The 14,054-nt window shown below is 54.8% G+C and carries 7 protein-coding genes; all 7 read left to right on the top strand.

Annotation, left to right across the window (positions count from 1 at the left end):
• Positions 1 to 5 precede the first annotated feature (5 nt).
• The 7 genes from ABD851_RS05235 to ABD851_RS05205 all read left to right on the top strand — a co-directional run bounded on the left by ABD851_RS05235 (position 6) and on the right by ABD851_RS05205 (position 14,012).
• Positions 6 to 1,295 carry an MFS transporter gene (locus ABD851_RS05235; protein WP_344976537.1) on the top strand — a complete coding sequence of 430 codons (1,290 nt, stop codon included), beginning with the start codon at positions 6 to 8 and terminating at the stop codon, positions 1,293 to 1,295.
• A gap of 86 nt (positions 1,296 to 1,381) precedes the next feature.
• Positions 1,382 to 1,972, top strand: a complete 591-nt coding sequence (locus tag ABD851_RS05230) for an RNA polymerase sigma-70 factor (protein ID WP_344976533.1) — start codon at positions 1,382 to 1,384, stop codon at positions 1,970 to 1,972.
• Between the two features lie 212 nt (positions 1,973 to 2,184).
• On the top strand, positions 2,185 to 5,451 hold the full coding sequence (locus ABD851_RS05225) for a SusC/RagA family TonB-linked outer membrane protein (RefSeq protein ID WP_344976530.1): 3,267 nt from the start codon (positions 2,185 to 2,187) through the stop codon (positions 5,449 to 5,451).
• An 18-nt stretch (positions 5,452 to 5,469) separates the two neighbouring features.
• Positions 5,470 to 7,191 (top strand): RagB/SusD family nutrient uptake outer membrane protein, encoded by a 1,722-nt coding sequence (locus ABD851_RS05220; protein WP_344976527.1) that lies wholly within the window; start codon positions 5,470 to 5,472, stop codon positions 7,189 to 7,191.
• 251 nt (positions 7,192 to 7,442) lie between these two features.
• The gene (locus ABD851_RS05215; protein ID WP_344976524.1) at positions 7,443 to 8,636 is read left to right on the top strand and encodes a FecR family protein; all 1,194 of its coding nucleotides are present in this window, start codon (positions 7,443 to 7,445) and stop codon (positions 8,634 to 8,636) included.
• 207 nt (positions 8,637 to 8,843) lie between these two features.
• Positions 8,844 to 12,206: a TonB-dependent receptor gene (locus ABD851_RS05210; RefSeq protein WP_344976521.1), complete on the top strand. Its 3,363-nt coding sequence runs from the start codon at positions 8,844 to 8,846 to the stop codon at positions 12,204 to 12,206.
• Between the two features lie 9 nt (positions 12,207 to 12,215).
• The gene (locus ABD851_RS05205; RefSeq protein ID WP_344976518.1) at positions 12,216 to 14,012 is read left to right on the top strand and encodes a RagB/SusD family nutrient uptake outer membrane protein; all 1,797 of its coding nucleotides are present in this window, start codon (positions 12,216 to 12,218) and stop codon (positions 14,010 to 14,012) included.
• Positions 14,013 to 14,054: the final 42 nt, after the last annotated feature.

Raw genomic sequence — 14,054 nt, 5'->3', positions numbered from 1 at the left:
CAAGTATGAGCACCGGAAAACCGCTGGCCGGGAAACGCTGGTACCGCCTGATCCCTGTTGTTTTTATCACCTACAGCTTCGCCTACCTGGACCGCGCCAATTTCGGCTTTGCCGCGGCAGGCGGTATGGCGGACGACCTGAATATCACTCCCGGCATACTGTCGCTGCTGGGCTCGTTATTTTTCCTCGGCTATTTTTTCTTCCAGATACCGGGCGCCCATTACGCCGCCAGCAAGAGCGCCAAAAAGCTGATCTTCTGGTCCCTGATCCTGTGGGGCGGCCTGGCGATGGCTACGGGTCTGATAAAGAATGTCACCCTGCTGATCGTTATCCGTTTTGCGCTGGGCATTGTGGAAAGCGCAGTGATGCCGGCCCTGCTGATCTTATTAAGTCAGTGGTTTACCCGGGGAGAACGCTCGCGGGCCAATACCTTTCTGATACTGGGTAATCCCGCTACCCTGCTCTGGATGTCGATCCTCTCCGGCTATCTGGTGGATGCGGCAGGATGGCGGGGTATGTTTGTCATGGAAGGTCTGCCGGCCGTGGTCTGGGCATTCTACTGGTGGAAGAAGATCGATAACAAGCCCCGGGAGGCGCAATGGCTGACAGCCGGAGAGAAACAGGCCCTGGAAGACCGGCTGGAGGCGGAGCAGCAGCACATCCGGCCCATCAGGAACTATGCGGCGGCCTTCAGGTCCCGGACCGTTGTCCTGCTCAGCCTGCAATACGCCCTGTGGAGCATCGGGGTATACGGATTCGTGATGTGGCTGCCCTCCATCATAAAGGCGGCTCCCGACATGGGCATCGTGGAAACGGGTTGGCTGGCTGCCGTACCGTATATTTTAGCGATCCCGGGAATGCTGGTCGTAGCTTATTTTTCGGACATGCGACTGAACCGGAAAGGATATGTCTGGCCCTTTCTGCTGTTGGGAGCATTGGCCTTCTACGGATCTTACCTGATCGGGCCCGGCCATTTCTGGACTTCTTTTGTCCTGCTTGTCATCGCCGGCGGAGCCATGTATGCCCCTTACGGCCCTTTCTTCGCGGTGATCACCGAAGTTTTGCCCCGGAATGTGGCAGGCGTATCGATGGCGCTGATCAACAGCATGGGTGCGCTGGGTTCATTTATCGGTTCCTATATCGTCGGCTACCTGAACGGGGTTACCGGAAAATTCGGTCCCTCTTATATGTTTATGGCCGGCGCGCTGCTGCTTTCCGCCGTCCTGACCATCGTGGCGGTAAAGCCCGGAGCCGGCGCAACGGAATCTTCCGGCTGCGCGAAATATCCCTCCTGAAGGCCCGCTGCGGCTGAACAGCTCCCCCCTATTGGATTTGCCGTCTTTTTTTCCAATATTAGCTGCGTAAAGTGTGAATCATACCATTGCAAAATCTTGCGAAATATAATCCAAAGGCGCTTCTCCGGGATGTAGCCGCGGGGAATGTATCGGCTTTCAGGACCCTGTTCGATATGTACCGGGCAAGGCTGTATGCCGCCGCCCTCAAGATCACCAAGTCTCCTTATGCCGCCGAAGAGATCGTCCAGGAAATATTTGCCAGCCTCTGGGAGCGCCGCGCCTGCCTGGCTGATGTGGATGACGCCTCCGCTTATATCTTTACCGTCGCCTATCATCAATCCTTCCGCTACTTAAAAAAAGTGGCCGCCGATGCCCGGCTGTTCCAGTCTCTCATGATCCGGCTGCAGGAAGCGCGCAACGAAACGGAAGAGCAGGTGGAAGTCAACGAAACCCGCCAGCTGATCGACCACGCTGTGCGCGAGCTGCCCCCGCAAAGACAACGGATCTATAAGCTCAGCCGGGAAAACGGCCTGACCCATCAACAGATTGCCAGCGAGCTCCGCATATCGCCGCTGACGGTGAAAAAGCAGCTGGTGCTGGCCTTAAGAAATATCCGCGCCGTGCTGCTGAAAGTAACGCCCCTGCTCGCCCTTTGTATGCCGCGAATGTTCTTTTAGAAAAAAATATTCCGGCCCCGATACTCCCTTCTCCCGTTTTTATGCTCTGTCTTATATGGAGCGGACTATCCCGTTCCCTTCATCCCCTCCCCGGCTGTAAACAGTCTGTAACCCTGTAACGCCAGTATAATATCATGATGTCAACCATACACTCACCTCCGGGGAAGGAATAGCCCCCTATGCCAGTTATTGTTTAACCAAAATCTAAAGAAATGTACCTGCGACCTTCTTTTAAGTCCCGGCCGTTTTTGCTGGCCGTAAAGCTGACCGCTGCGCTGCTCCTCACGGGCTTTCTGAGCACAAGCGCCAAAGGTCTGGCCCAGACCATCACCCTGTCCGGTAAAAATATGCCGCTTCAAAAAGTGCTTTCGCTGATTGAGCAGCAAACGGACTATGCTTTTTTTTACAACAATGCCATGATGACCGGCAGCAGCCCGGTGACCATAACCCTGAAAGACGCTTCCCTGAAAGATGCGCTGGATAAGGTTTTTGCCAACCAGCCCCTGAGCTATACCATACAGGGAGAAACCATCTTTATTCGGGAAGCCGCGCACGAAAATGCCCCTCCGGTCGTCAAAGCAGATATCGAGGTCCAGGGAACGGTGGTGGACTCCATTACGCATAAGCCCTTATCCGGGGTAACCATACGGGTAGCCGGCACCACCAGCGGCACCGCTACGGATGCGGACGGGAAATTCAGCCTGTCTGTTTCCGGGAATGCCACGCTGGAAGTTTCTTACCTGGGCTACCGGCAAAAAACGGTAGCGATCAACGGAAAAACAACCCTGACCATTGCGCTGGCTTCTTCCGCTACCGGTCTCGACCAGGTGGTCGTAGTGGGTTACGGTACGCTGGACAAAAAAGAAGTCACCAGCGCCATCACCCACCTGTCTTCCAAGGAGCTGCTCAGCGTCGGCGGGAACAATGCGCTGATGTCCATGCAGGGGAAGGTGGCCGGCCTGAGCGTTGCCAACAAAGCGGATGCCGATCCCAACTCTTCGCCCAGCATACAGCTCCGCGGAGTCTCATCCCGGAATGCGGGGCTGGGACCACTCTATGTCATCGACGGGGTAGCCGGCGGCAATATCGACAACATCAACCAGAACGATATCCAGTCTATCGATGTGCTGAAAGGGGGCGCCGCCTCGGCCATCTATGGTACCCGGGGCAGCAATGGCGTGATCGTGATCACCACCAAAAAGGGAACCAGCGGATACAGCATGACCTATAATGGTTATACCAGTTTTGACCTGCCTACGAACCAGCTGGAAGTACTTTCCCCCGAGGAGTTCCTGGCGCATGACCGGGGGCTGGACTACGGGCACAAGACCAACTGGCTGGATGCTATCACCCGCGATGCGGCCTTTTCACAAAAACATACGCTGCAGTTCTCCGGGGGCAATGAGCATTCCAACTATTTTGCATCTCTTGACTACCGCAATTCCCAGGGGATGGATCTCAGGGCCGGCAAGCAGGAATACGGCGGAAGGCTCAACCTGACGCACAATGCTCCCAGTAAATTATATACCATATCGCTGAACATCGCCCCGCGTTTTATAAAAAGCAACGATGCCGATTACGGAGCGTACAGCCAGGCGTTGACGGTGAATCCCACCATGCCGGTAAGGGACACGGTCAACCCGCTGCGGTATTTCAACGTCCATACCGGATTCACAGGCGCCTTCAACCCGGTGGAAGATATCAACACCATACTCAGCGGATCGGAAGGCAAATATCTCGATATGAGCGGCACCTTCAAGCTGAATATCATGGACAACCTCAACACACAGGTTACCCTGGGGGAATCCATTCAGGACTGGTTTGACTTCGATTTTACCCCCTCCACCAATACAACTGTCATCAACAACAACGGGGGAAGGAATACAGCCGGCAGAAAGTACTATAAAAATGACCTCAAAAGCTTTGAATGGACCGGCAATTACTTTTTCGACGTAAAAGGTCATTCCTTCAAAGCCCTCGCCGGCTACTCCTACAGCTATTACAACGCCTCAGGTATGGAAGGATCCAATCAGGAGCTGCCCTCCGACCGGCTGACCTACAATAACCTGGATGCAGGGCTCTGGAACCGCGAGGAAGGCCAGAACAACATCAGCTCCTATAAGAATGATTCCAGGCTGATCGCCTTTTTCGGAAGGATCAATTATGATTATAAAGGAAAGTATTTCCTCTCCGCCAGCCTCCGTCATGAAGGCTCTTCCAAGTTCGGCACCGAGCACAAATGGGGCAACTTCCCCGCCGCCTCCGTCGGATGGATGATCAGCGAGGAAAGCTTTATGCAGGGCGTTCCCTGGATCAGCAGCCTGAAGCTGAGGGGCGACTACGGGGAAACGGGAAACCAGAATTTTGACAACTATCTGTCGCTTTATACCTATTCCGGCGCCGGCTATTACCTGTATAACGGCACCTATTACCAGGTATGGGGACCGGGCCAGAACCCCAATGAGGACCTGCACTGGGAAAAGGCCGTCAATTTCAACGTAGGGCTGGACTTCTCCCTGCTCGACAACCGGATCGGCGGCAGCCTGAACTACTACATCCGTACCAACAAGGACCTGCTGGGCAGCTATAATGTGCCCTTCCCGCCGAATGTGCAGGGCAGCATCTACACCAACGTAGGTACCATGAAAAATTCGGGTATCGAGCTTCAGCTGAGCGCTCCGCTGGTACAGACAAAGAACTTTACCTATACGCTTTCGTTCACCGGCGCTACCAACGACAATAATTTTATCTCGTTCTCCAACAAGAAATATCACGGGCAGGACTACCTCGATGTGGTTGGCATGCCGGCTCCCGGAAGCCCCGGCACCGCCCAGCGTATAAAGGAAGGCCGGAGGATCGGCAGCTTCTATATGCTGCATGCGGCCGGGGTGGACAGCAGCGGCGCATTGCTGGTCTATAACAAAGACGACAAGATCATCCCCGCCAATCAGGCTACTGCAGACGACAAACGCTTCGTCGGAAACGGGCTGCCGAAATTCACCGCCAGCCTGGGCAATGATTTTACCTACAGGCAGTGGGATTTGAGCATATTCCTCCGCGGCGCGTTCGGATACGATCTGTATAATACGACGGCCTTCTATCTCGGCACACCGGCTACCCAGTCGGGCGCCAATGTGCTGACCTCCGCCTACGGCGACAGCAAGTACGCCAGGCTCAGCAATCCGGCCACCACGTCCTCGCTTTCCGATTACTTCCTGGAGCCGGGCGACTTTGTAAAGATCGACAACGTTTCGCTGGGGTATACCTTTAAGTCGAGGATAAAATACTTCAGCTCCGCCCGGGTGTATGCAACGGCAAGAAACCTTAAAACCTTTACCAAATGGACCGGCGGGGATCCGGATTATGTCAGCATAAACGGACTGTACCCGGGTATCAATACGAATACCGACAACAGTGGAACGCTGTCCTATTACCCCTCCACCATACAGCTCCTGGTGGGACTGCAGGTTAACTTTTAATTCAAAATGACTACCGATATGAAACCGAATAAAATATTTACCGGTCTGTCCCTGACCCTTTTTACCACGCTCCTGATGGGCAGCTGTACCAAGCTGGATGAAACGCCCTACGATAAGGTGATCGCCTCCGAATTTCTGCAAACCAAGGACGATGTGGTCCGGGACTTTCTCCGTCCCTTTGAGCACGCCTACTGGAGCATCCAGGGCAACGGGGAGCTCTTCTACCTGAACGAGGATGCTTCGGACGAGCTGATGACCCCCAGCCGCGAGGGGGACTGGTTTGACGGGGGCACTTACCAGCGGGTGCATTACCATACCTGGACCTCGCAGGACGGTTTTACCAGCTCTGCCTGGAATGCGCTTTACCAGGGCGTAGACTTTGCCACCAACTCCCTTGAGGACATCGAAAAGATCGACCCCGTAAAGTTTGATATGACCGAGGCCGAAAAAGAAGATTTTGCAGCGGAGCTGAGAACGTTAAGGGCCTGGTTTTACCTGCGGCTTTTTGACTATTACCGGAACATCGAGATCATCACCAAGGTACAGGGCGAATCGCAGGGCCAACCCCAGTCCACCCCGCAGGAGACCTTCAACTTCATTGAAAAAGAGCTGAAGGATGCCATTCCCAAGCTGCCCACGCGGCAGGACCTGGGCGAGAATGCGCTGGGGCGCTGGACCAAGGCAGGCGCTGCCGCCCTGCTGGTGCGCCTGTACCTGAATGCCGAGGTATATATCGGGCAGGATAAGTTTTCCGAATGCGCGCAGCTCTGCCAGGATATTATCGACGGCAAATACGGCTCCTACACTCTCGAGGATACCTGGGATGCTCCCTTTGCCTGGGACAACGGGGAATCCCCGGAGAACATCTTCGCATTTCCAAGCAGCTTTGGCTATACCCACTGGCAGTATACCAGCGGAATGTACTGGTGGATGGGCCCCTATAACGCGCCGGATTATTTCGGCTTCACCGACTGGGGCCAGATGAACACCCGCTATGCCCTGCAGCCCGGCCGGGATGTGGACAGCGTGGAATATCCCTTCCAGCTGGGCAAGCCTTTTATAAAATTCCAGAAGTATCCCGATGATCTCCGGCTGAAGAAATACAAGAACCTGGGCAACAGCCGCCGGGAAGGCATGTTCCTCTATGGCTATCTTACCTATACCAATGAGAACGGACAGCCGGACACGGTAAGAAGCACCCGGGGCTATACCCTGTTCTGTCGCGATCAGGTCGGTCACTTTTTCTATACACCACCCGGAAAGGCTCCCTCGGATAAGGAATCCAATATGAACCATGCCGATCAGAACTCCGGGGTATGGCCGGTGAAGTATCCCTACTACCCTTCCGGCGACGATCACAAGATCAGCTCCGCCTATGCCGAGATCCGGCTGGCTGAAATCTATTACTCCCTGGCTGAATGCAAATACCGTACAGGCGATAAAGCCGGCGCCGCCGCATTGCTGAATGCCGTGCGGAAAAGGAACTACCCCGCGGGCTCTTCCAGCCTGTACAAGGCAGACGGCAGCCAGCTTACCGACCAGGAGATGCTCGACGAATGGGGAAGAGAGTTCCTGGTGGAAGGGCGCAGGAGGATAGACATGATCCGCTGGGGCGTATTCACCACCGGTACCTGGTGGGATAAGAAACCGGATGCAGACAAGCATACCGAGATATTCCCGATCGGCATAGATGTCCTGAACATCAACCCTCAGCTCAAACAAAACCCGGGATACAACTAAACAGCGCAGGCATTCCATACCGGCATTCCATGCCGCTATACCGATGCCCTGCATATTCCAAGACCCGGACAGCTGCCCACACGGCAGCTGTCCGGGCCTTCTTTTTTCCTCCATCCCTGCTTTTCCCCAACCCTGCCACCCCTCCTGCTCAAAAAATTTCGGAACGGCATACTCCCCTCCCGCCTTTTTTTGCTCAGTCTATATATACGGCGGTCTGCGGGGTAAAGGTCACCACACATACTCAATAACGGATGCGCATACTTAACGATAACCGGCTATCCGATCTGTTTCATAAATATATTGAAGGATCAGCCTCCCGGGAAGAGCTCCGGGAGCTGTTTGATCATATCCGTGAGTCGGGGCAGGACGATCTGCTCCGGGAACAGATCATTGCCCTGTTCCGCCAGGGTCATACGCAGGAAGATGCCGACGGAGTGGATTGGGAGGCTATGCTGGCCCGTATCACCGGGGATGCGGCTTCCCCTGTAAAAAAGCCCCTCATCCGGAAGATAGCGAAATGGGCCAGCGTGGCAGCAGCCGTTCTTGTGGTGATCGCCGGCGCTACCATAGCCTTTATCTATCTTCGGGGAGCCGGCCCCATCGCCGGCCCCGTCGCTTCCATCCGGGACACCACCGGAAAAGATATCTTACCCGGCGGCAACAAGGCGGTGCTCACCCTGGCCAACGGCGCCACCATCCTGCTGGACAGCGCAGGCAACGGCACGCTGGCCCGGCAGGGCGGCAGCAGGGTGGTAAAGGTGAAAAGCGGGCAGCTGGCCTATAATACAGGAAAGGAGCGACAAGCCCCGGAAGGCAATACCTTTAACACCCTTACCGTTCCCCGGGGCGGACAATACCAGCTGATCCTGCCTGACGGCACCAAGGTATGGCTGAACGCCGCTTCCTCCCTCCGGTATCCTGTCGCCTTCACCGGAAAGGAAAGAAAGGTCGAGCTGTCCGGGGAGGCTTATTTCGAGGTCGTCCACAAGACGGAGCGCCCCTTCAGGATACAGGTCGGCAAGGAGATGATCGAAGACCTGGGTACGCATTTTAACGTACATGCCTATACGGAAGAGCCGCTTATGAAAACCACGCTGCTCGAAGGATCCGTAAAGGTGGGAAATACCATTCTAAAGCCGGGAGAACAGGCCAGCGTCGATAAAGGAGGGCGGATTACCGTCCTGAAAGACCAGGATGTAAACGATGCTGTGGCCTGGAAGAACGGCTTCTTTGCCTTTCAAAATGACAATCTTCAAACTGTGATGCGGGAACTTGCGCGGTGGTACAATGTAAGCATCGTTTATCAGCCGGGAGCAGGAAATCAGCAGCAATTTTCAGGGAGGATAGACCGTAGCCTGACCCTTACCCAGGTGTTAAACGGATTGGCGCAGACAAAAGCGCACTTCAGGATAGAAGCAGACCGGAAAGTGGTCATACTTCCCTGACCACCCGCTTACTTTTTGCTTATTCAAGGGAATATCCCAAAAAAAACCAGGAATGTTGGCGCATTCCTGGAATGTGTTTGGGTCAATCCAATAAAAGCCCGGAACGGCATTATTGTTTAACCAAAACCTTGCGAAAGTATGCATTTTTTTTACAGCCGTAAAAGGAAGTTTTTGCTCCCTTTTACCCTCCGACAACTCCTCCTCCCTATGAAACTGACGGTTGCCTTTCTCCTGTTTGTTTTTCTGGGGGCAAGCGCCCGGGGTCTCTCCCAGGAAGTTATCCTCTCCGGCAAGAACATCTCGCTCAAAAAGATCTTCTCGGACATCGAACAACAAACGGGCTATGCCTTTTTTTACAACAACAACGACATCGGCGAAGCGCTGGTGTCGGCCGTATCCCTGAAAGAAGTCGGCGTCAGGACCGCCCTTACCAAGATCCTGAAAGACCTGAAGCTGGCCTACGACATCCAGGGCAAAACCATTTTTATCCGGGAAGCCCCCCACCTCGACCCTTCCCCTCAGCCGACTCCAGCGGCAGTCGCGAACCTGGACATCAGCGTTCAGGGCGCGGTAACGGACTCCGTTACCGGCACCCCGCTGAGCGGTGTGACCATACAGGTAAAGGGCAGCACGCGGGGCACCACCACCGGCCCGTCGGGCAAGTTCAGCCTGTCCGTTCCAGAAGATGCCGTACTGATCGTGTCCTACCTCGGATACGACAGGAAGGAGATAAAGGTCGGCGGCAGAAAGCTGATCAACATCGCCCTGGTCCCTTCCCAAACCGGGCTGAACGAGGTGGTGGTGCTGGGCTACGGCGTCACCAAAAAGAAGACGCTGACCGGCTCCGTAGCGTCGATAAAAGGCGAAGATATCATCAAAGCCCCGGTTATCAACGTCAGCAACAGCATCAGCGGACGCCTGCCCGGCGTCACTGCCGTCACCCGCAGCGGTGAACCGGGAAAAGACGGATCCACCATACGGATACGGGGATCCAACACGCTGGGCGACAACAATGCGCTGGTGGTGATAGACGGTATTCCCGGCCGCTCGCTGGAACGGGTGGACCCCAACAGCATCGAATCAATCACCGTGCTGAAAGACGCCTCCGCCGCCATCTACGGATCACAGGCCGCCAACGGCGTCATCCTGATCACCACCAAACGGGGCAAGATCGGGAAGCCCCAGGTATCGGTGAACGTAAGCAGGGGCTTTACCCAGCCTACCCGTATACCCAAGATGACCAATGCCGCACAATATGCGACCGCCCTGAACGAGCTGGACCAGTATGCCGGCATCTCGCCGAGATATACCGAGGACGATATTCAAAAATTTGCGGACGGATCCGACCCCTGGGGACATCCCAATACAGATTGGTTTGATGCCGTACTAAAAAACTGGTCCGCACAGCTGCAGGGAAACGTTACCGTATCCGGCGGAAGCGAGTTCATGCAGTATTTTGTTTCGCTCGGCGCAAAAAGCGAGGACGCCTTTTATAAACACAGCGCCACCAAATACAACCAGTATAACCTCCGTACCAACCTGGACATCAACGTCACCAAGGACAAAAGCATCACCCTCGCCCTGGATGTGGCCGGACGCCTGGAGAACAGCAACTTCCCCGGCAGAACCGGCGCCGGCACCGATATCTTCGGCGCCCTGCAAAGGGGCAAGCCCACCATGCCGGCCTACTGGCCCAACGGCCTGCCCGGCCCCGATGTGGAAAGAGGGGAAAACCCGGTAGCGCTCGCTACCAACATGACCGGGTTTACCGATAATAAATACTATGTCTTCAACTCCAACTTAAAGCTGAACATTAACATCCCCTGGGTGGAAGGGCTTTCCTTAACCGGCAACGCAGCGCTGGACAAGGGTTTCCGGTTCAATAAAAATTTCCAGCAGCCGTGGTACCTCTACTCCTGGGACGGCCTTTCGTATGACGACAAAGGAATACCCGTGCTGGTAAAAGGCAAGAAGGGCATAGACGATCCTAACCTGAACGAATATATGGAGGACAACTATGACTACCTGCTCAACGGTCTTGTCAATTATACCCGTACCATCGCGACAAACCACCATATCGGCTTCCTGGCCGGAGCGGAGGCGCGCGCCGGAAAAGGGGACAATTTCAGCGCCTACCGGCGGTACTTCGTTTCCACCGTGCTGCCGCAGCTGGACGAAGGCGGCTCCAATGCGCTGGACAATGCCGGCTCGGCCAGTCATGATGCCCGCTTGAACTACTTCGGCAGGGTCAATTACGATTATAAGGAAAAGTATCTGGCCGAATTCGTATGGCGGGTAGACGGGTCCTACATCTTCCCGCAGGCCGGCCGGTATGGCTTTTTCCCCGGTCTCTCGGTGGGCTGGCGGCTTTCCGAGGAAAATTTCTGGAAAGACCATCTTTCTGCCATCAGCGACAACGTCAAGCTGCGGGCGTCCTACGGGGAAACCGGGAACGACCGGATCGATCCCTACCAATACCTCTCCACTTATAGCTTTAACACCGCCAGCTACATATTCGACATCGCCAACGAGTCCAAAGCATTAATGGAAACACGCCTGCCCAACCCCAACGTGACCTGGGAGGTGGCCAAGCAGGCTGATGTCGGCATAGACGCCAGCTTCCTGCAGGATAAGCTGTCGGTGACGTTCGACTATTTCGATTATCACCGGTCCAACATCCTGTGGGCGAGAAACGCTTCCGTGCCGGCCAGCACAGGGCTTACCCTGCCGCGTGAAAATATCGGTAAGGTCAGGAACCGGGGATTTGATTTCTATGTCGGTTATGACAATGCCGCAGGCGATTTTAAATATACAGTTGCGCTCAACGGAGGATATGCCAAAAACAAGATTACCTTCTGGGATGAATCTCCCGGCGCCCCGGCATACCAGCGGTCTACCGGACATCCCATGCCCACCGATCCGAACAATCCCAATAACGATCTGTACTATCAGGCAATAGGTATCTTCAGGGACCAGGATGCCGTGGATAATTATCCCCACTGGCCCGGTGCCCGTCCGGGAGATGTGATCTTCAAAGATGTCAACGACGACGGGGTCATCGATGCCAATGACAGGGTCAGAAGCGATAAAAACGATATACCTACCCTCACCGGCGGGTTAAATGCACAGCTGCAGTACCGGCAATTCGACCTTTCCATACTCTTCCAGGGAGCGGCGGGCGCCGTCCGTTATCTCCGCTTTGAGGCCGCAGGCAATTTCGGGAACTATCTTTTATCCGACTTCACTGACCGCTGGACGCCCGATAATCCGGACGGGACAAAGCCCAGGATGTTTGACCGCACCGATCAGTATTACCGCTCCGAAAGGAGCACTTACCTGGTGCACAACACCGACTTCGTCCGGCTGAAAAACCTGGAGCTGGGCTACAGCCTTCCGCCCGCTTTCCTGAAAAGAATAGGCATACAGCAGTTCCGCATCTATGCCAGCGGCTACAACCTCTTTACCTACAGCCCCGGCATTAAGGACTTTGACCCGGAAGACAACAACCAGGGAGGCATCAACTATCCGCTCCAGAGAATTGTCACCTTCGGATTAACCCTTACCTTATAAACCTGTACTATGAAAAAGTCATGTTATATATACCTGGTCGTCATCCTGCTGACCGGCACATTCTCCTGCAAACGGGATTTCCTCGAGTTAAAGCCGCTGGACCAGTATGATTTTGATGCGGTGTGGAACGGCAGCGACGCATCTCTCATACAGACCTTTATAAACAACATCTACCTGGGACTTCCCGAGGGCTTTAAGGGCGACCGGATGCTGGCCAGCTTCGTGGATGAATCCATGCTGGTATTTAACTACAGCACCAGCTCGGTCAACCTCAGCCTCATCAGTCCGAGCGCCTATTATGGCTTTGACGGCAACGGCAATTCCTGCGGCGACTATGTGTGGGAAAATGCGTACAAAAACATACGCGCCTGCAATCTCTTTTTTGACAACATCGATAATGCCAAATCCGTCAGCGCAGAACAAAAGGACCTGTTGAAAGGCGAGGTGCATTTTCTCCGCGCCTATCTCTACCAGATGCTGGTGTCCATGTATGGCGGAGTGCCCATCATTACCAAATCCTACGCGCTCAACGAGGACTACGCGGTGGCCCGCAACACCTACGACGAATGTATTCAATTTATCACCGGGGAATGCGATGAGGCAGCTGCCGCCCTGCCCCTGGTGGCCGCCGAAAAAGGCCGGGCTACCAAAGGCGCCGCGCTGGCCCTGAAATCAAGGGTGCTGCTGTATGCCGCCAGCGACCTCCATAACGCCGATGCTTCCTGGGCGCCCGGCTATGCCCACCCCGAGCTCGTGGGCTATGTCGGGGGAAACCGCTCCGCCCGCTGGCAGGCCGCCAAAGACGCGGCAAAAGCGGTAATGGATTTGGGCATATACGCCCTTTATAAAGCCGAGCCCCAGCCGGGCGACAGCATCCCGCAGAATTATGCCGATATCTTCCTGCTCAAGGAAACCTCTGAAGATATCTTTGTAAAATTCTTTCTTAAGAAAAACGGGATAAACAACATCGCCCGCTACGACGCGCCCAACGGCTTTCATTGCTACGGCGGAAATACTCCCGTAGGTCAGCTGGTGGATGATTATGAGATGAAGGACGGCAGCCAGTTTTCCTGGTCCGATCCGGAAAAAGCCGCCCATCCTTATGAAAACCGGGAACCCCGGTTCTATGCTTCCATCCTGTACGACGGCGCTTATCTGCGGCCGCGCCCGGTGGACATCCAGGCCAGCGATCCCCTGGGCGTGGTGCAAACCGGCAGGTTTGAAAAATGGAATTCCACGACCAACAAAATCGAAATCATCCCCGGCCTGGACACCCGTCAGAGTCCCATTGAAGACTGGAACGGAACTTATACCGGGTATTACCTGATGAAATTTATGGACCGCGCTGTGCAGGGGCAGTTCGACTGGCAGGAGAATCCCTGGCGTTTTATCCGCTATACCGAAATACTCCTGAACTATGCCGAGGCCTGTCTGGGTCTCGGACAGGAAGAGGAGGCCAGAACCTATATCAACATGATCCGGAAAAGAGCCGGCCTGCCGGGCGTAACGCAAAGCGGACAGGCGCTGGTAGACCGCTACCGGCACGAGCGTCGCATCGAGCTGGCTTATGAAGGACACCGGTTTTTTGACGTTCGCCGCTGGATGATCGGCGAAAAAGCCTATACCAATGTCCAGGGTATCGATATCCTGTACAAGCTCAACCCGGACAAGGTCACCACCACGCCTACCTACAAGGTCATCCCTTCGGTGATCGAAAGAGCCTGGAAGCCCAGCTTCTATTTTCTTCCGATCAAGCTGGATGAAATGAATAAAAACGCCAAGCTGATCCAGAATCCGCTATATTGAAAGGTGTCTACCGGGAAACCCTATACGCTCCGGAATGTACTG

This window comes from Compostibacter hankyongensis (genome assembly GCF_039541075.1).
In the GTDB taxonomy this organism is placed as follows: domain Bacteria; phylum Bacteroidota; class Bacteroidia; order Chitinophagales; family Chitinophagaceae; genus Compostibacter; species Compostibacter hankyongensis.
This window is presented reverse-complemented; position numbering and strand designations above follow the sequence as displayed.